We start from the raw sequence: 17,132 nt of genomic DNA on the forward strand, positions 1-17,132 counted from the left end.
CTTCCGCAACCCTACTGCCCTACTGCCCTACTTCTGCCGCCCGAAGTCCGGCGCGGCGGTGTCCTGACCGGCTTCGATGATGGAGCGGCGCACGGCGCGGGTGCGGGTGAACAGGTCGAACAGCTTGTCGCCGTCGCCCCAGCGGATCGCGCGCTGCAGCGAGGCGAGGTCTTCCGAAAAGCGCGCCAGCATTTCTAGGATCGCGTCCTTGTTGTGCAGGCATACGTCGCGCCACATGGTCGGGTCGGACGCCGCCAGGCGGGTGAAGTCGCGAAAGCCGGAAGCCGAGTATTTGATGACTTCCGACTTGGTCACCGATTGCAGGTCGTCGGCGGTGCCGACGATGTTGTAGGCGATGATGTGCGGCAGGTGCGAGACGATGGCTAGCGTCATGTCATGATGTGCGGGGTCCATCGTGTCGATATTGGCGCCGCAGCGTCGCCAGAACTCCGACAGTTTTTCCAGCGCCGCCGGGTCGGTATCGGGCAGCGGCGTGAAGATGCACCAGCGGTTTTCGAACAGTTCGGCAAAGCCGGCGTCGGGGCCTGACTTTTCGGTGCCGGCCAGCGGGTGGCCGGGAATGAAATGCACCCCTTCGGGGACATAAGGTTGCATCTGCGCGATGACGGAAGCCTTGGTCGAGCCGACATCGGTGAGGATCGCGCCCGCTTTCAGCGCCGGGGCAATCTCCCTGGCGACGGCTTCCGACGAGCCGACCGGCACCGAGACGATAACGAGATCGGCGTCACGCACGACTTCCGCCGCGTCCGTCGAGTAGCTGTCGCCAAGACCGAGTTCCTCGGCTCGCTTCAGGGTGTTTGCGCTGCGGGTGGAAATGGCGACATGGCCGGCCAGCCCTTCGCGGGCGATGACGCGCGCCAGCGACGAGCCGATCAGGCCGATGCCGACCAGGGCGATCTTTTCAAACAGGGGTTCAGGCATTGCTTCAACTTTTCAGGAATTCCGTGAGTGCGGCGACTACGCCGCGATTGGCGTCTTCGGTTCCGACCGTCATCCGCAGCGCGTTGGGAAAACCGTAGCCGGCAACGCGCCGCAGAATATAGCCTCGAGTCGTCAGATAGCCGTCGGCGTCCGCCGCCGAATGCCGCGCCTCATCGGGGAAATGGATCAGGATGAAATTGCCGACGCTGGGCGTTACACGCAGGCCGAGCCGGGTCAGTTCTTGCGTCAGCCAGTTGAGCCATGTCTCGTTGTGCGAAACCGTGTGCTCGACATGGGCGCGGTCGCGCATCGCCGCGATGCCGGCCTCGATGGCGGTCGCGTTGACGTTGAACGGCCCACGGATACGGTTGAGTGTATCAATGATGTGGGCCGGCGCATACATCCAGCCGATACGCGCGCCGCCAAGGCCGTGGATCTTCGAGAAGGTGCGGGTCATGACGACGTTTAGCGCGCCGGCCACCAGTTCGACGCCGGCCTCGTAGTCGTTGCGCCGGACATATTCGGCATAGGCGGCATCGAGCACCAACAGCACGGTTTTCGGCAGGCCGGCATGCAGGCGGCGCACTTCCTCGAACGGCAAATAGGTGCCGGTTGGGTTGTTCGGATTGGCCAGGAAGACGATTTTTGTCCTGGCCGTCACCGCCGCCAGAATGGCGTCGACATCGGCGCGCTCGTCGGTTTCCTTGACGGATACGGGCGTCGCGCCGGCACTTTGCGTCGATATCCTGTAGACCAGAAAGCCGTGCTCGGTGAAAATCGCCTCGTCGCCGGGCGAGAGATAGGCTTGCGATAGCAGTCCCAGCACTTCGTCTGAACCGTTCGAGCAGATGATGTTCGCCGGGTTGAGGCCATGAACTTCGGCAATCGCCTCACGCAGTCGCGTGGTGGACCCATCGGGATAGAATTCGAGGTGGCCGGCCACGTCGCGTGCGGCCTCGATCGCCTTGGGCGAAGCGCCCAGCGGGTTCTCGTTGGAGGAGAGCTTGTAGAGCTTTACGCCGGCAGGTGCGGCGCTCTTGCCCGGGACATAGGCATCGATGTCCATGATGCCGGCACGCGGCGTCGGGCGGTCGTTCTGGGAAGGTGCGGACATCGGGTGGTTCCGTTCAGATGATGCGGTTGCGGCATACAGGCCGCACCCGCGCTTGTCGAGAGAACCGTTGACGCAAGACGCCGCCGGTTCTACAAGATTTGCCATTCCCGTGGTGATTTGGCCGGTCGGCTTGCAGCCACGTTAAATAATTCGCTAAATGACCGTTGCTGGCAAATTCGTTCAGACCGGTCGTGATTTCGCCGCCGGTTTTTGTTTGGAGTCTGCCAGATGCCGATCAAGATCCCCGATCAGCTTCCCGCCCACGAAGTGCTTTTGCGCGAGGGCGTGTCCGTGATGGACGAGAAGACGGCGCGGCGTCAGGACATCCGCCCGCTGCAGATCGCGCTGCTCAACCTCATGCCCAACAAGATCCGCACGGAGACGCAGATCGCGCGCTTGATCGGGGCGACACCGCTTCAGGTCGAGCTGACGCTGGTGCGCATCGGCAATCACAAGGCCAAGCACACGCCCGAAGAGCACCTGATCTCCTTCTACCAGACTTGGGAGGAGGTAAAGCACCGCAAATTCGACGGCTTCATCGTCACCGGCGCGCCCATCGAGCTTTTGCCCTTCGAGGAAGTCACCTACTGGCGCGAACTCGAGCGCATCTTCGATTGGACGACCACCAACGTCCATTCCCCGTTCTTCATCTGCTGGGGGGCGATGGCGGCGGCCTGGCATTTCCACCGCATTCCGAAATACACGCTGGACAAGAAGGCCTTCGGCGTTTTCCGGCACCGCAACAACGCGCCCGCCTCGCCCTATCTTTCAGGCTTTTCAGACGATTTCGCCATTCCGGTTTCGCGCTGGACGGAGGTGCGCCGCGCTGATATCCGGCCGGAAACAGGGCTCGACCTTTTGATGGAATCGGACGTGACCGGCCCCTGCCTGCTGGCCGGGGAAACCGGTAACCGGCTCTACATGTTCAACCATATCGAATACGATTCCACCTCGCTCAAGGACGAGTACGATCGCGACGTAGCCACCGGCGTAGAGGTCGAGGTTCCGCATGGATACTACCCCGACAACGATCCGTCCCGGCCGCCGCTCAACCGCTGGCGCTCGCATGCCCATCTTCTGTTCGGCAACTGGATCAACCAGGTCTATCAGACGACGTCGTTCAATTTGGAGGATGTCGGGGTACGTCCGCGGACCTGAGAGGGCGGCGGCTCCATCGCCCCGGCGCGCAGCTTGGGAGGCTTCAGGGCGGGGGCTGCGGCGTCCTTCACGATGGTCAGCGTCTTGTGGAAGAATTTTCTGTCGGGCAGCGCCCGGCCGATTGCCAGGATCGCGGTGCCTTCGAGCCGCTTTGAAAACAGCGCCAGCACACGCTTCAGCGTGTCGGTATCGAGGGTGTCGAGAACTTCGTCGATGACGACAAAGCGGGGCCGCCGCACCGCCACGGCGGCCAGCGCCAACAGGCGCTGCTCGTCCTCGTTCAGTTCGTGTTCCCAGCCCGCGCGGTCGAGCAAACCGGACAGGCGCTTGAGGCCTATCTCGGTCAGCACGGTTTCCAGCTCGGCATCGGTCGGCTTGTCGCCGCCCGCCGGCTGGCCCAGCACCTCGCGCAAATTGCCCGGCGCGAAATAGGGCGTGCGCGGGACAAGCACCGGCACTTCGCCTTTGGGCAGGCCGATGCGGCCGCCGCCCCATGGCCACAGGCCGGCGATGGCGCGGAAGAACAGCGTCTTGCCGGCCCCCGGATCGCCGGTAAACAGGACATGCTCGCCGGCCGCGATCTCGACATGCGGTTTGGTCAGCCGCGTGCAGCCGTCCGCGGATTTGACCTCCAGGGCGTCGAACGTCATCGCATCGTTTTCGTTTTCAGCGATTTCGATGCGCTTTTCGGTGCCGTGCAGCACGTCCGTCTCGACCAGCGCCAGCCGGAAATCGGCAACGCGCATCAGTGTCGCGCGCCAGTCGGCAATGCCGCCGATATTGTTGATGAACCAGCGCAGCGAGGAATGCACCTGATTGAAAGCGCCGACCGCCATCATCAGCCCGCCGAAACTGATGTCGCCGGCGAAGTAGACCGGGGAGGCAACGAGAATCGGTGCAACGACCGTGATCCAGCCATAGGTGTCGGTAACCCAGGCAAGGTTGATCTGCGTGGTGTAGATGCGCCGGATGGCATCGAGCAGCGTGGCGAGATCGAGTTGCAGCCGCCGCTTTTCGCCGGGCTCGCCGTGCGCCAGCGCGATGGCGTCGATATGCTCGTTGGCCCGCATCATCGAGAAGCGCAGATCGGCCTCGCGCGCGTAGTGCTCGCTGTTTTGCTGGATCAGCGGCCGCCCGACCAGCCAACTCAGCCATGAGGCCGATCCCGCATAAAGCATCGCCGCCCATACCATGTAGCCGGGGATAGCCAGCGAGCGGCCGTCGAAATGGAACACGAAGCCCGAAGAGAGCGTCCACAGCACGCCAACGAAGGAGACAAGCAGGATGAGCGACTGGAACAGGCCGACGCCGAGGCCGGTCGTCAGGTCGGCCAGGTGGCCGGCATCCTCCTGCATGCGCTGGTCCGGATTGACGCCGATGGCGCCCGCCTTGGCAACCAGGAAGGCGCGGTTGGGCCGCATCCACTGGTCGATCAGGTCGAGCGTCAGCGCCTCGCGCAGCCGCAGCCGGATCATCTGGTTCAGCCAGGTCTGGGCGACATTGAGGAAAAGCAGCCCGCCGGCGATTTCGGCAAAGACGACAAGCTGATGCAGGAAGCCGGCCAGATCGCGCCGTTGCAGCGCGTCATAGAAGGGCTGGTTCCAGCGGTTGAGCAATATCTGGCCACCGGCAATGGCCATGATGACGGCGACGATCCCGGCACAATACAGCAGCAACTTGCGCCGCACCGGCGAGCCGGCCAGCGCCTGGCGAACCGTCGCGATCTGGTCGCGCAGGCTGCTGGCCTGCACGCTGTCCGGTGCCGCCCGCCCTGCCGCCGTGCCGACGGGATTGTCTGCGTCCTCGTGATCCGCCATCGAAGATGTCCTTGCACCACAAGCGATAGCCGAAGTCGGCCACGGCGCAAACAGCTATCAAACTAGCGCGCTACGGCGAAGGCGGCGGGCGATCACGAATGCGTAGGAGCGGCGGGTCATCCTTCCTGTCGCGGGCTTGTGCGCCTGCCCATGCCGGCTACGCCCCTGCTTGTGGCGCCATGTGGCGACAGCACCGGCACGAAGACGCGACGCGACGCCCGCTGTGCGACGGGTACGCCCTGATAGAGCCGCTTCTGCGCCTCGACGATGATCACGCCCGAAAATATCGGCCACAGCCGCCGGCCCACGCGCTCCAGCAGCGCATGGAAGCGCATCAGGAAGCGGCGCTGCGACGGCGGAAACAGCAGCGCGTCGGTCCAGGCCGCCGGGGTGAAATTGGCTTCGCGCAGCAGTTCGGTCAACTGCCCGCGCGAAAAGGGTCGTCCGACACCGAACGGCGTATGCTCGAAGCGCGCCCACACGCCGCGCCGGTTGGGCACCACGATGACGACGCGGCCGCCGGGCGACAGCACGCGCCAGATCTCGTTCAACGTTTCGCGCGGGTTTTCGGCATGCTCCAGCGCGTGGACTAGGAGCATGCGGTCGATCGAGGAATCCACCAGCGGCAATTCCTCGTCGAACACCAGCGCGGTCGCGGTCGGTCCGCTTGCCGGCCAGACCACGGCCCCTTGCGTTGCCGGCATGAAGGCGAAGACACGTTCGGCATCGGCGCCGAACCGTTCCAACCAGGGCAGCGCGTAGCCGAGGCCGACCAGCCTTTCGTTGGGGACGGCTGTCCACAGGGAAGAAAGCGCCATGCCGATCGAGTGCTCGGTCAGGCGTCCGAGCTGGCTGGCGTAAAAGGAGCGAAGATCGACGATGTCGGAATGCATGATACCGCCTGTTGAGAACGGCGGACGGTAGCCGCGATGCGGTGCGAATTCAACAAAGCCCGTGGCGTGGGATGACTTATGTGCCCCGGCACCCTATGTCTGCACCGTTCACAGGAGATTTTATAGATGACCATCCAGATCGACCAGTTCATGTGCCACGAGGACAATTTCGGCGTGTTGATCCATGACCCGAAAAGTGGCCAGACGGCGCTGATCGATGCACCGCAGGAAGCGCCGGTCCTTGCCGCGATCGAGCGCACTGGCTGGATGCCGGCGATGATCCTGACCACGCATCACCATGTCGACCATGTCGAGGCCAATCTGGCGCTGAAAGATCGCTTCAAGCTGCGCATTGTTGGCCCCGAGGCGGAAAAGGCCAAGATTCCCGGCATTGACGAGACCGTCGAGCAGGGATCGGTGGTGCCGTTCGGCGACGAGAAGGTCGAGGTGATCTTTACGCCCGGCCACACGGCGGGCCACGTCTCCTACCATTTTCCGCAGTCGAAGGTGTTGTTCGCGGCCGATACGCTGTTTGCGCTGGGATGCGGGCGGTTGCTCGAATGCCCGCCGCCGGTGATGTTCGAATCACTGAAGAAGCTGGCGGCGCTGCCGCCCGAAACGGCAGTCTATTGCGGCCATGAATACACGCTTTCCAACGCAAAGTTCGCGCTGACCATCGATCCGACCAACGAGGCGCTGCAGGCGCGGGCGAAAAAGATCGAAGCGCTGCGCGCCGAAGGCAAGCCGACGCTACCGACGACCATCGGCGAGGAACTGGCGACCAACCCGTTCCTGCGCTGGGCCGATCCGGCGATCCGCAAGAATCTAGGCATGGAAAACGCCTCGGATGCCGACGTGTTCGCCGAAATCCGCAAGCGCAAGGATAATTTTTAAGCGGGCAGGGGCTTCATGCCTCGGCTTTGCTGGCAGCGCTTGATTTGCGAAACAAAAGCGATTTGGCCGCCAGCACCGCGCCCCCGGTAATGAGCACGCAGGCGGCGAGGATGCGCAATGAAGGTTCAGCGAAGCCGGTGACGATCAGCACCAGCGTCGACAGAAGCGGCGCGGCGTAGCTGGCCGCGCCCAGCACCTGGATGTTGCCGCGCTTGACGCCGATGTCCCAGGCATAGAACGCCGCCCCGACCGGCATCAGGCCGAGCCCCGCCACCGCGAGCCACTGGCCGGCGTTAGTGGGCCATACGGTCTGTTCCAGCGCGAGATGGCAGAGCAGGGACAGGATGGCGGTTGCCGCGCAAAACCAGGTCACGATGCTGGTCGGCACCTCGGCAAACCGGCGCGACAGCAGTGAATAGGACGCCCACAGCACCGCGCAGACGGCGGCCATCGCATAGCCGAAAACGTAGCGCGAATCGAAGGCGAGGCCGCCGCCCTTGGTGACGATCAGCACAGTGCCGGCCAGGCCCAGCAGCGCGCCGGCGACATGGTTCCAGGCGAGTTTTTCGCCCGGCATCAGCGCCGAACCGAGTACGATCAGCAGCGGCCAGAGATAGGCGATCAGGCTTGCCTCGACCGCCGGCGCGTTGCGCAGCGCGGTGAAATAGAAAAAATGATAGCCGAACAGGCCGGCAATGCCGATGACCCACACCACCGGCGGTATTTTATCGCCGTGCCGGGCCGCCGGCATGAACAGGCGCGCGACAAGGCCGACGCCGGTGCCGAGGGTGAAGGCCAGCGCGGAAAGCTGGAACGGCGGCATGGTGCCGGACGCGTCGGTCAACAGCGCCAGCAGCGCCCACATGGCTACCGCCGAAAAGCCGATCAATGTCGCTCGCGCCATGCCTCATCCCTGGCGCATCGCGCCGCAGCCTAATTTATTGCCTCGAAACGCCGCGCGCGGACGGTGATGGGACCGATTTCCGTGCCGACCGTGGCGTAGATCGGCGCATATATGCCGGTTTGGCCGATCGGCGCAAACGTCACCTTGATGCGGCTTTTCTTGCGGAGGAATTCCAGCGCCTTGCGGCCCTTGCGATAGCCCGACATCGGCTCGAAATTAAGCCGGCAGGTGACCGTCGGTCCCTCATAGCCCTCCACGGCTATCGAGCCTTTCTCGACAAAAGCGAGGTTGAGGTTGGCGCGCATTTCGCCGTCATACAATTTCACCGTGCGGCCGCATACCTTGTCGGGGCTGTCGGCGCGGATGACGGTGGCGGCGATCGGGTCGGCGACGCCGGCGAGGTCGCCCGCGTCGAGCGGCAGCCAGTCCGTTCCTCGCTTTTTCGGCGGCGGCAGCACCTTGGTGGAGGCGACCTTGCCCCCGGCAAAGCGGATATCGATCAGCGATACTTTCTTGCCCGACGTATAGTCGGCCCGGAACGTGTCCGGTTCTAGCCCGTCGCCGCGCAGGCTGCCCGACGTCGAGATCGTGCCGTGCGTGTCGTCGAAGATGCGGGCGAGGCCGGCGCTGGAAACGCTGCCGTGGATCGCATAGGTCTCGTTTTCGTAGCGGCTGTCGAAACTTGCCCTTGCCACCGACAGGCCGAGATAGGACACGGTGTAGTCGCCGCGAAACGCCTGTCCTTGCGCGGCATTGCCTGACGAGGGGACGCCGGGCGCGCCGATGGCGGCGAGCGTGATCACAAGCGCGGCGGCAAAGGAGGGGAGGGGATTGCGCATGGGCAGGGATGATCCAAGTAGATACGGAAAGCGTCCCTCTTTCCTGTTAGGCTTGTTGCTTGTCGTGCAATTCCGGCGTTTATATGGAATGACGGTTGGAAGCTTGCGCTTGACGTTCGGCTGAAATCCACTTATGGAACGCCAACTTTTCCATATGGTCGTCCCATCGAGACCGCGTGCAAGCCAGCGCGGTTTCTACGGTTTGGGCGACAAGAACTGAAGGTAGCACCCATGTCCCGCACCTGCGAACTCACGGCCAAGTCGGTCATGTCCGGCAACAATGTGAGCCACGCCAACAACAAGACCCGGCGCCGGTTCCTGCCGAACCTCGTCAATGTGACGCTGATCTCGGAAGCGCTGAACCAGAACGTGCGCCTGCGCGTGTCGGCGGCGGCGCTGCGCTCGGTCGAGCATCGCGGCGGCCTCGACGCGTTTCTGGCCAAGGCCGACGCGAAGGTGTTGTCGCAGCGCGCGCGCCTGTTGAAGAAGCAGATCGCCAAGAAGATGGCCGATCAGCCGGCTGCTCAGCCGGCCGCTTAAAGTTTCAAGGCGGGGGACAACCGTCTAGAAGCGTGATCCTTTCGGCATTGCGCTTCGCTGGTTCCATTACCCAGGATAAAAAAATGCCTTTTATCTCCCGATACCTGCCGTTCGTTCTGGCCATGGCGCTTGTCGTCGTGGCGTCGAACATCCTCGTGCAGTTTCCGATGCAGGGCACCATCGGCGGCCTGTCGCTGGCCGACATCCTGACCTGGGGCGCGTTCACCTATCCCTTTTCCTTCCTGGTCACCGACCTTGCCAACCGCCGCTACGGTCCGGCCGTGGCGCGAAAAATCGTGTTCGTCGGCTTCATGACGGCAATCGTCTGCTCGATCGTGGTGCCGCCGCTTCTGTTCCGCCATGGCCTGATCGAGTTCGAGACGGCGGCCGACCGGCTGGTGCGCATCGCCGCCGCTTCGGGCTGCGCCTTCCTCATCGCCCAGCTTCTCGACGTCACCGTGTTCAACCGCCTGCGCCGGCAAAGCTGGTGGCGCGCGCCCGTTGTCGGCACGCTGACCGGCTCGGTCTTCGATACGATGGTCTTTTTCACCATCGCTTTCTCCGGCGCGTTCGCCTTTGCCGGCCCCAACGACGCCTTTGCGCTGGAGACGGCGCCGCTGATGGGCGTGTTCCCGGTCGAGGCCATGCGTTGGCTGTCCTGGGCGGTGGGCGACCTCTCGGTCAAGCTGATCATCGCCGTGTTCGCGCTGATCCCCTACCGGCTGATTGTCCTGCGCTGGACCCGGCACGCGGTTGCCGCGTGATCCCCTGGGTGCAACTCGATGCCGCGCCGTTGCCGGAAGGCGGCGAGCTTCGCCTGAAGCAGCGCGGCAGCGAATTCTCGATCATGCTAGGCACCAACGAGTTGATGAACAGCCGGCTTTCCGGGTCGGAAGAAGCGCTGGCGTCGCTGACCTGCGAACGGATACGCGGCCGTACCGCGCCAAAAATACTCATCGGCGGGCTGGGCATGGGTTTTACCCTGCGCGCCGCCCTTGCCGCGCTTGGCTCGGATGCCGGTATCACCGTTGCCGAACTGGTGCCGGCAGTCGTCGCCTGGGCGCGCGGCCCGATGACGGCGGTGTTCGGCACCTGCCTTGACGATCCCCGTGTCTCGATCCGCGAAACCGATGTCGGCCTGCTCATCCGCGCCGAACCGGCCGCCTGGGATGTCATCCTGCTCGACGTCGACAATGGCCCCGAAGGCCTGACGCGCGAGGCCAACGATGCGCTCTACGACCCCCGAGGCCTGTCGCAGGCCCATACCGCGCTGAAAGCGGGCGGCGTGCTGGCGGTGTGGTCGTCGGCCCCGAATGCCGGCTTTACAAGGCGGCTGACCCGAACCGGGTTTGCCGTCGAGGAGGTCGGCATCAGGGCCAACGGCAAGCGCGGCGCACGCCACACCATCTGGCTCGCCACCCGGAAAGCCTGATTTTTCACGCAAGGGCGGCGAAAAACCCTCACATATTGTTCAGGTGCAGGATGTTGCCATCCGGGTCCTTGAACCACACCATTTTCATCGCCCCATCGACATGGATGTCGCCCTTCAGTTCCATCCCCTCATAATGCTCAAAGGTGACGCCCTTGGCCTTCAGTCCGGCGGTGATCGCCTCGATCTCGTCGCCGACGTCCCAAACCACCGCATTGGCCTTGTTGGTGCCGGCAAAATCGGATCGATAGACGATCAGCGAGGTGTCGCCGGTGCGGAACACCAACACTTCGCCCATGCTGTCGTCGACGATTTCGAGGCCGAGTATGTCCTGATAAAAGGCCCGCGCCCTGTCGATGGCGCTGACGGAAACGATGGCGGATGACGATTTGTCCTTTAACATGATGCTTCCTTTCCGGAAAACCCCCGCCCGGTGAAACGGCATTTCTTCCATGGATGATGGCAACGTACCGATGGCTGCTTCGTTGCAAGGACGTGCGGGTAGCGGCGGTCCCGACATTTTTTCGGTTCATACGCTGCTGAACGTGTTTTCCCGTTGCCACGCCCTGCATTCGCAGTCTGGCCATTTCAAAGAACGCTGCCTTTTGGGCAGGTGGGAAGCGCGACGCGAGGCCGTGCCTTCGATAATTTGATACATGGCGCGAACCTCGCGTCACGCCGGCGTTTTCCGTTTCCGTCCGATCCGCTACACCGTCCGGCATTTGCGCCTTCCAGCTTGTGTGCTCGCTCCAGCACGCACGGGCCATAGTACCCGCGGGTGACCCTCTGGACGGAACCTCCCCGGGCGACAGGCACGTTTCCTGCCGCCGGAGGCGCCGGTTTCTCCCCACACATTCACCGTCGCGACCGGTGTTCCCATGGGAGAAACTGCCGGGCATTATGAGAGGGGCGGAGAGGGTGTGGACAAGTTTATTTTCGAAGGCGCGCTTCGTCCAGCACCCCTCATCCGACCTTCGGGCCACCTTCTCCCACAAGGGAAGAAGGGAAAGCCGGCGCTGCACTTGCCTTCTCCCCTTGTGGGAGAAGGATGAGGGGTGCTGGACGGAGCGCGACAAAAGCCGGGCTTGCCGTCTCAATCCTCGTGCAAAATGAATTCCAGATACAGATTGCGCTCAAGGATGGAGTGGTTGTCGTCGGAGATCAGCGACACCATCAGGGCGCCGTCGTCACGCTTCCACACATCCAGCCCTTCCATGTTGTCGATCTGGTAGCCCATGTCGGCTTGCATCAGCACCGGCCCGTCGGCCACGGCCCCCTTGCCAATGCTGTCGCCATGGATGCGCCGCAGCCGCATCCGCACGCCCGTTGCCATGGAGAAGCTGCGCTCCAGCAAAAGCAGGTCGCCGTCCGGCAGGAAAGCGCCGTCGGTGATGTCGAACACGCCGTCGCGCCTGACCGTGAAGATGCCTTTGCGCGGCCCTTCCAGGATGGCGGCGAAGACGTTGCCGTTTTCGTCCAGGCTCTTTTCGGAGACGATGACCAGGCTGCCCTCAAGCGGCCCATCGGGATTGGAATTGGTGACGGTTTCGAAACCGCGATTCTGGCGCAGCTCTCTCTTCGGCACCAGAAAGTCCATTTGCCGGAACGGCGCTTTCATCGCTTCGGGATCGATCCTGAACTGGGCGATACGGTGGTTGCGCTCGAAGCCGACCGTGGCGACATCGCCCCGCACGGCAAGGCCCTCGGCGTCGACTTCCCATTTCCTGTCGATCGGCTGGCCGGCCTCGTCGACCATCTGCATCATGCGGAAGTTTTGCACAGCGGACGGGCGTCTGTCGGCGTCGCGGGCGATGGTTCCGAAGAACCAGAAGCCGGTGTCGGCCACGCCGATGAAATCGCCGCCGGCTTTCAGGAACCGGAAGGCCGACAGGCCGCCGAAATCGCGGTCGTAAGAGGTCATTTCCAGCCCGCCGACGAATTCGAGCGGCCCGAAATTCTTCTCGGCGCTTCCGATCCGGAATTGCGTGATCGGCCGGACGGAAATTTCGATCGGTTCGGTTGGCAGGCGTTCAGATGCGAGGGTGAGATTCGGGTGAGCGAGGGCTAGGAAAAGTACGGCGCGACAGAGCGCGACATTAAGGAATTTTATAAGCTGCCTCGATCGCGAGAACGGCCGCCCTATCATCCGGCGTGCCGCCGGCCGCCGCCGGTGTGGCGGTCGCGGGTGTTTTCCTCCTCGAACAGCGAGGCGAGTTGCTCGGTCATCGCGCCGGCCAGTTCCTCGGCGTCGACGATTGTGACGGCGCGGCGGTAGTAGCGGGTGACGTCGTGGCCGATGCCGATGGCCAAAAGTTCCACCGGCGAGCGCGTCTCGATCAGGTCGATGACGGCGCGCAGATGGCGCTCCAGATAATTGCCCGGATTGACCGACAGCGTCGAATCGTCGACCGGTGCGCCGTCCGAGATCATCATCAGGATCTTGCGCTGCTCGGGCCTTGCCATGAGGCGCTGGTGCGCCCACAGCAAGGCTTCGCCGTCGATATTTTCCTTGAGCAGGCCCTCGCGCATCATCAGGCCGAGATTGCGCCGCGCGCGCCGCCATGGATGGTCGGCCGATTTATAGATGATGTGGCGCAGATCGTTGAGGCGGCCGGGCGCCGGCGGCTTGCCGTCCTTCAGCCATTTTTCCCGCGCCTGTCCGCCTTTCCACGCGCGCGTGGTGAAGCCGAGAATCTCGACCGAGACGCCGCAGCGTTCCAGCGTGCGCGCCAATATGTCGGCGCAGGTAGCGGCAACCGTGATCGGACGGCCGCGCATGGAGCCGGAATTGTCGAGCACCAGCGTCACCACCGTATCGCGGAACTTGGTGTCGCGCTCCTGCTTGAACGACAGCGGCTGCATCGGGTCGATGACGACGCGCACGAGGCGGGCCGGATCGAGATAGCCTTCTTCTAGGTCGAAGTCCCAGGAGCGGTTCTGCTGCGCCATCAAGCGGCGTTGCAGGCGGTTGGCGAGCCGCCCGACCACGCCGGAGAGGTTGGAAAGCTGCTTGTCGAGGAAGGCGCGCAGCCGGTCGAGTTCCTCCTCGTCGCAAAGCTCCTCGGCTCCGACCGTCTCGTCGAAGGCGGTGGTGAAGATTTTGTAGTCGATCTCCTTCGGCAGATTGGCGAAGGGATTGTCGTTGCGCTTGGCCTCGCCGGGCGTCTCCGCATCGGCGTCGTCGGAATCGCTGTCGTCGTCCGCGGTCTCGTCGGAGGCTTCGGTTTCGGCCGACTGTTCCTCGTCCGAGGAGGCTTCCGAATCGTCCTGCTGGGACTGGTCGGAGCCGGAATCGTCCTCGCCGCCGTCCTCGCTCTGCTCCTCGCCCTGCGGCTGGTTGTCGTCGTCCTGGTCCTCGTTGTCTTCCGTCTCGTCGTCGTCGCCCAGTTCCTCGGCCATCTCCATGGAAGCGAGCATGTCGCGCACGACGCGGGCGAAAGCCTGCTGGTCGCCAAGCTTGTCGGACAGGCCCTCCAGCCCGGCGCCGGCCTTCTGCTCGACCCAGGGACGCCACAGGTCGACCAGTTTCTCGGCGCTCTTGGGTGCTGCGCGGCCGGTCAGTTTCTCGCGCACCATCAGCGCCAGCGCTTCCTCGATCGGCGCCTCGGCCCTGTCGGAGACGTCGGCCAGATTGGCCTTGGCGTATTTGTCCTCCAGCATGGTGCCGATATTGTCGGCGACGCCGGCCATCATGCGCGAGCCGATGGCCTCGACGCGAGCCTGCTCGATGGCGTCGAAGACGGCGCGGGCCTGCTTGCCCTCGGGCGCCAGCTTGGTGTGGATGCGCTGATCGTGGCAGGCGCGCTTCAGCGCCATGGAATCGCCAAGGCCGCGGGTGACGGCGATGTCGGTGCGGGTGGGCTTCTTGGCCAATTCAGGCAGGCGCGCGCGGTTGCCGGCCAGCGCCGGCTTGTCCTTGGCGAAGGCGATCTCCATTTCCTTGTCGCCGGAAATGGCGCGCATGCAGACGGTGATCGCGCGCTTGAAGCTGTCCGCCTCGGAGCCCGTTTTCGATTTGTTGCGTGTGTTGTCGCCTGGACCCGCCATATGCCTGCCTGTCAGCGCGAGCGCCCGTCATAACGGTGCGGCGTGAGCGCATCGAGGTCCACGCCCTCGAGGCAACGGACGTTGACCGCCACGGTTGGCGTGCCGTCGGGCGCTGTTGCGCGCGCGAAGGATTCCATGCCGCAGGCCGCACAGAACAGATGCGCGATCGCTTTCGAGTTGAAGCGGTATTCGCTCAAGGCCTCCGCGCCCTTTTCAAGCGTGAAGCTGGATTCGGGCGTGAAGGCCAGAATGCTGCCGCGCTGGGAGCAGTAGGAACAGTTGCAGGTGATCGGGTTGGACAGGTCCACCTCGACTTTGAAATGCACCTTTCCGCAATGGCATCCGCCCTGATAGGCCATGTCACACTCCCGTTAGCCAAGAACCACGTTGGCGGTTGATTCAGGCAGATCCTCGCCGAATGCGCGCTGGTAGAATTCGGCCACCACCGAGCGCTCCAGTTCGTCGCATTTGTTCAGGAAGGTCAGGCGGAACGCCATGCCCAAATCGCCGAAGATCTCCGCGTTTTCCGCCCAGGTGATGACCGTGCGCGGGCTCATCACCGTCGACAGATCGCCATTGACGAAAGCCGAGCGGGTCATGTCGGCGACGCGGACCATCTTGCTGACGATCTCTCGGCCCTTGGCGTTGCGGTAGTGCTTGGCCTTGGCCAGCACGATGTTCACTTCGTTTTCGTGCGGCAGATAATTCAGCGTGGTGACGATGGACCAGCGGTCCATCTGCGCCTGGTTGATCTGCTGGGTGCCGTGATAGAGGCCGGTGGTGTCGCCGAGGCCGACCGTGTTGGCTGTGGCGAACAGCCGGAAAGCCGGATGCGGGCGGATGACCCGGCTCTGGTCGAGCAGCGTCAGCCGGCCCGATGCTTCCAGCACACGCTGGATGACGAACATGACGTCGGGGCGGCCGGCATCGTATTCGTCGAAGCACAGCGCGACATTGTGCTGGTAGGCCCAGGGCAGGATGCCGTCCTTGAATTCGGTGATCTGCATGCCGTCCTTGACGACGATGGCGTCCTTGCCGACGAGGTCGATGCGGCTGACATGGCTGTCGAGATTGACGCGCACGCAGGGCCAGTTGAGGCGGGCGGCAACCTGCTCGATATGGGTGGACTTGCCGGTGCCATGGTAGCCCGACACCATGACGCGGCGATTATAGGCAAAGCCGGCAAGGATGGCGGAGGTCGTCTGCGGATCGAACAGATAGTCGGGGTCGAAATCCGGCACATGCTCGCTGGTCGCCGAATAGGCCGGCACCACCATGTTGGAATCGAAACCGAATTGTTCCTTCACCGAAACCGTGGTGTCCGGCAGGTTAGCGATGTCGCGATCGACCTTGTTCATAACGCCTCAACGTCTCCAGGGGCCAAGCTGTTGCGCTTGCCCGGCAATCGAATTTGTTCGGGGGGCGTCTTAGAACCTTTTCCAACCGGATGAAAGTTGGAAAAAGGCACGGACTGTCGCTCCGCTCAGCACAGGCCCGCCTGCTTGAGCACGCGATAGGCCTGGAGAACATCCCGGAACCGGTCTTCCGAACCTCTGTCGCCGCCATTCGCATCCGGATGGTGACGCTTTACCAGTTCCTTATAGCGCGCCTTGATGTCGTTGCCAGTCGCCTTTGTATCAAGGCCAAGCGTTTCCAGCGCCTTGGCCTCAAGCGGCTTGGCCTTGCGGTCGCGGGGCTGGCGCGGATCTTTCGGTCCCTTGAACAGGTCGAACGGATCGCGCATGCGGTTGTAGTAGCCAGCCCGCCCGGAACGCGCCTTGGCAAAATCGGGCGAGGAAGTCGTGGTGGCGCCGTTGACGCCCATCTTCCAGGTCGGGCGGTTGCCGGTCATCGCTTCCTTCTGGAAGCGCGCGACCTCGCTGTCGGGCACACCGGAGAAATAATTGAAGCCCTTGTTGTACTCGCGCACATGGTCGATGCAGAAGCGGAAATACTCGCCTTCCTTCATGCGGCCCACCGGCGCGCGGTGGGTGCCTGCTTCCTTGCACCCGTCCCACTGGCAGATCGGCGCATGCGACTTCACTTCGGCGTCCTTGTCGGGGCGGACGCGAATCTTCTCGAAATATTTTGGGTACGGCTTCATTGGCTGCATTTATGGTCTGTTCGCGATGCGAAACAAGAATTGACTTTTCAGGATCGATAGCCCTAACCGCTGAATCGCGGCATATTGCGGGCAAGAGGCCGAATTTGTCGCGGCACGGCATATGTGGCGAAGGGAAGCGGCGATGTCCATACAGGCGACGATGGAAAAGAAACTGAACGACGCGTTTTCCCCGGAGCGGCTTGTCGTGCTGAACGAAAGCCACCTGCATGCCGGCCACCATCATGTCGAGCACGGCGAGGTAGCGGAGTTCGACGGCACCGGCGAGACGCATTTTCGGGTGCGGATCGTCGCGGCGACTTTTTCCGGCATGAGCCGCATCGAGCGGCACCGCGCCGTCAATGCCGTGCTGGCCGGCGAAATCGAAGCCGGCCTGCACGCGCTCGCCATTGAACCGGCCGCGCCCGGCGAAAGCGTGCGGTGGTAGGCGTGC

18 protein-coding genes and 1 riboswitch are annotated in these 17,132 nt (G+C 63.4%); of the genes, 6 read left to right on the top strand and 12 right to left on the bottom strand.

Annotated features, from left to right (window positions below; translation table 11 throughout):
• Window positions 1-27 precede the first annotated feature (27 nt).
• Both ACX3P1_RS07765 and hisC read right to left on the bottom strand, forming a co-directional pair.
• Window positions 28-942 carry a prephenate/arogenate dehydrogenase family protein gene (locus tag ACX3P1_RS07765; RefSeq protein WP_459078984.1) on the bottom strand — a complete coding sequence of 305 codons (915 nt, stop codon included), beginning with the start codon at window positions 940-942 and terminating at the stop codon, window positions 28-30.
• Window positions 943-946: 4 nt separating this feature from the next.
• Complete coding sequence (gene hisC, locus ACX3P1_RS07770) at window positions 947-2,056, bottom strand: histidinol-phosphate transaminase (protein ID WP_459078985.1); 1,110 nt, start codon at window positions 2,054-2,056, stop codon at window positions 947-949.
• Window positions 2,057-2,155: 99 nt separating this feature from the next.
• Window positions 2,156-2,233: riboswitch (SAM riboswitch) on the top strand.
• Between the two features lie 51 nt (window positions 2,234-2,284).
• Between hisC and metA the strand changes: the two genes are divergently transcribed.
• Window positions 2,285-3,214 (top strand): homoserine O-acetyltransferase MetA, encoded by a 930-nt coding sequence (gene metA, locus ACX3P1_RS07775; RefSeq protein WP_459078986.1) that lies wholly within the window; start codon window positions 2,285-2,287, stop codon window positions 3,212-3,214.
• Here the strand turns inward: metA and ACX3P1_RS07780 are convergent.
• A complete protein-coding gene (locus ACX3P1_RS07780; RefSeq protein ID WP_459078987.1) occupies window positions 3,163-5,031 on the bottom strand; it encodes an ABC transporter ATP-binding protein/permease in 1,869 nt (622 codons plus the stop codon). The two genes, metA and ACX3P1_RS07780, sit on opposite strands and share 52 nt — an antisense overlap.
• Window positions 5,032-5,147: 116 nt before the next feature.
• Window positions 5,148-5,924 (bottom strand): class I SAM-dependent methyltransferase, encoded by a 777-nt coding sequence (locus tag ACX3P1_RS07785; protein ID WP_459078988.1) that lies wholly within the window; start codon window positions 5,922-5,924, stop codon window positions 5,148-5,150.
• A 126-nt stretch (window positions 5,925-6,050) separates the two neighbouring features.
• Between ACX3P1_RS07785 and gloB the strand changes: the two genes are divergently transcribed.
• Complete coding sequence (gene gloB / locus ACX3P1_RS07790) at window positions 6,051-6,818, top strand: hydroxyacylglutathione hydrolase (protein ID WP_459078989.1); 768 nt, start codon at window positions 6,051-6,053, stop codon at window positions 6,816-6,818.
• 13 nt (window positions 6,819-6,831) lie between these two features.
• On the opposite strand, the gene yddG is transcribed toward gloB, so the two are convergent.
• Both yddG and ACX3P1_RS07800 read right to left on the bottom strand, forming a co-directional pair.
• Window positions 6,832-7,722, bottom strand: coding sequence for an aromatic amino acid exporter YddG (gene yddG / locus ACX3P1_RS07795; protein WP_459078990.1), 891 nt, complete (start codon window positions 7,720-7,722; stop codon window positions 6,832-6,834).
• Between the two features lie 29 nt (window positions 7,723-7,751).
• Window positions 7,752-8,561: a DUF3108 domain-containing protein gene (locus tag ACX3P1_RS07800; RefSeq protein WP_459078991.1), complete on the bottom strand. Its 810-nt coding sequence runs from the start codon at window positions 8,559-8,561 to the stop codon at window positions 7,752-7,754.
• Between the two features lie 231 nt (window positions 8,562-8,792).
• Here ACX3P1_RS07800 and rpmB point away from each other — a divergent pair, with 231 nt between their 5' ends.
• From rpmB to ACX3P1_RS07815, 3 genes are all read left to right on the top strand, one after another.
• Window positions 8,793-9,101 (top strand): 50S ribosomal protein L28, encoded by a 309-nt coding sequence (rpmB, locus tag ACX3P1_RS07805; protein WP_459078992.1) that lies wholly within the window; start codon window positions 8,793-8,795, stop codon window positions 9,099-9,101.
• Window positions 9,102-9,184: 83 nt separating this feature from the next.
• Window positions 9,185-9,865: a queuosine precursor transporter gene (locus ACX3P1_RS07810; protein WP_459078993.1), complete on the top strand. Its 681-nt coding sequence runs from the start codon at window positions 9,185-9,187 to the stop codon at window positions 9,863-9,865.
• Window positions 9,862-10,533, top strand: a complete 672-nt coding sequence (locus ACX3P1_RS07815; protein ID WP_459078994.1) for a polyamine aminopropyltransferase — start codon at window positions 9,862-9,864, stop codon at window positions 10,531-10,533. Before ACX3P1_RS07810 ends, ACX3P1_RS07815 begins: the two co-directional genes overlap by 4 nt.
• Before the next feature lie 28 nt (window positions 10,534-10,561).
• On the opposite strand, the gene ACX3P1_RS07820 is transcribed toward ACX3P1_RS07815, so the two are convergent.
• From ACX3P1_RS07820 to ACX3P1_RS07845, 6 genes are all read right to left on the bottom strand, one after another.
• Window positions 10,562-10,933 (bottom strand): VOC family protein, encoded by a 372-nt coding sequence (locus ACX3P1_RS07820; protein ID WP_459078995.1) that lies wholly within the window; start codon window positions 10,931-10,933, stop codon window positions 10,562-10,564.
• Window positions 10,934-11,623: 690 nt separating this feature from the next.
• Window positions 11,624-12,556, bottom strand: coding sequence for an esterase-like activity of phytase family protein (locus ACX3P1_RS07825; RefSeq protein WP_459079033.1), 933 nt, complete (start codon window positions 12,554-12,556; stop codon window positions 11,624-11,626).
• 116 nt (window positions 12,557-12,672) lie between these two features.
• Complete coding sequence (gene cobT, locus ACX3P1_RS07830; RefSeq protein WP_459078996.1) at window positions 12,673-14,577, bottom strand: cobaltochelatase subunit CobT; 1,905 nt, start codon at window positions 14,575-14,577, stop codon at window positions 12,673-12,675.
• Between the two features lie 11 nt (window positions 14,578-14,588).
• The gene (locus ACX3P1_RS07835; RefSeq protein WP_459078997.1) at window positions 14,589-14,936 is read right to left on the bottom strand and encodes a GFA family protein; all 348 of its coding nucleotides are present in this window, start codon (window positions 14,934-14,936) and stop codon (window positions 14,589-14,591) included.
• Window positions 14,937-14,948: 12 nt separating this feature from the next.
• Window positions 14,949-15,935, bottom strand: coding sequence for a cobaltochelatase subunit CobS (gene cobS, locus ACX3P1_RS07840; RefSeq protein WP_459078998.1), 987 nt, complete (start codon window positions 15,933-15,935; stop codon window positions 14,949-14,951).
• A gap of 125 nt (window positions 15,936-16,060) precedes the next feature.
• Window positions 16,061-16,690: a J domain-containing protein gene (locus ACX3P1_RS07845; protein WP_459078999.1), complete on the bottom strand. Its 630-nt coding sequence runs from the start codon at window positions 16,688-16,690 to the stop codon at window positions 16,061-16,063.
• A 133-nt stretch (window positions 16,691-16,823) separates the two neighbouring features.
• Between ACX3P1_RS07845 and ACX3P1_RS07850 the strand changes: the two genes are divergently transcribed.
• Window positions 16,824-17,126, top strand: a complete 303-nt coding sequence (locus ACX3P1_RS07850; RefSeq protein ID WP_459079000.1) for a BolA family protein — start codon at window positions 16,824-16,826, stop codon at window positions 17,124-17,126.
• Window positions 17,127-17,132: the final 6 nt, after the last annotated feature.

This window comes from Mesorhizobium sp. A623 (assembly GCF_054489405.1).

What these genes read in the sequence shown, in the direction of transcription:
- ACX3P1_RS07765 (WP_459078984.1), bottom strand. Translation starts at nt 942, where the DNA reads ATGCCTGAACCCCTGTTTGAAAAGATCGCCCTGGTCGGCATCGGCCTG.
- ACX3P1_RS07845 (WP_459078999.1), bottom strand. Translation starts at nt 16,690, where the DNA reads ATGCAGCCAATGAAGCCGTACCCAAAATATTTCGAGAAGATTCGCGTC.
- rpmB (WP_459078992.1), top strand. Translation starts at nt 8,793, where the DNA reads ATGTCCCGCACCTGCGAACTCACGGCCAAGTCGGTCATGTCCGGCAAC.
- cobT (WP_459078996.1), bottom strand. Translation starts at nt 14,577, where the DNA reads ATGGCGGGTCCAGGCGACAACACACGCAACAAATCGAAAACGGGCTCC.
- ACX3P1_RS07820 (WP_459078995.1), bottom strand. Translation starts at nt 10,933, where the DNA reads ATGTTAAAGGACAAATCGTCATCCGCCATCGTTTCCGTCAGCGCCATC.
- ACX3P1_RS07785 (WP_459078988.1), bottom strand. Translation starts at nt 5,924, where the DNA reads ATGCATTCCGACATCGTCGATCTTCGCTCCTTTTACGCCAGCCAGCTC.
- ACX3P1_RS07800 (WP_459078991.1), bottom strand. Translation starts at nt 8,561, where the DNA reads ATGCGCAATCCCCTCCCCTCCTTTGCCGCCGCGCTTGTGATCACGCTC.
- hisC (WP_459078985.1), bottom strand. Translation starts at nt 2,056, where the DNA reads ATGTCCGCACCTTCCCAGAACGACCGCCCGACGCCGCGTGCCGGCATC.
- ACX3P1_RS07810 (WP_459078993.1), top strand. Translation starts at nt 9,185, where the DNA reads ATGCCTTTTATCTCCCGATACCTGCCGTTCGTTCTGGCCATGGCGCTT.
- yddG (WP_459078990.1), bottom strand. Translation starts at nt 7,722, where the DNA reads ATGGCGCGAGCGACATTGATCGGCTTTTCGGCGGTAGCCATGTGGGCG.
- cobS (WP_459078998.1), bottom strand. Translation starts at nt 15,935, where the DNA reads ATGAACAAGGTCGATCGCGACATCGCTAACCTGCCGGACACCACGGTT.
- gloB (WP_459078989.1), top strand. Translation starts at nt 6,051, where the DNA reads ATGACCATCCAGATCGACCAGTTCATGTGCCACGAGGACAATTTCGGC.
- ACX3P1_RS07850 (WP_459079000.1), top strand. Translation starts at nt 16,824, where the DNA reads ATGTCCATACAGGCGACGATGGAAAAGAAACTGAACGACGCGTTTTCC.
- ACX3P1_RS07780 (WP_459078987.1), bottom strand. Translation starts at nt 5,031, where the DNA reads ATGGCGGATCACGAGGACGCAGACAATCCCGTCGGCACGGCGGCAGGG.
- ACX3P1_RS07835 (WP_459078997.1), bottom strand. Translation starts at nt 14,936, where the DNA reads ATGGCCTATCAGGGCGGATGCCATTGCGGAAAGGTGCATTTCAAAGTC.
- metA (WP_459078986.1), top strand. Translation starts at nt 2,285, where the DNA reads ATGCCGATCAAGATCCCCGATCAGCTTCCCGCCCACGAAGTGCTTTTG.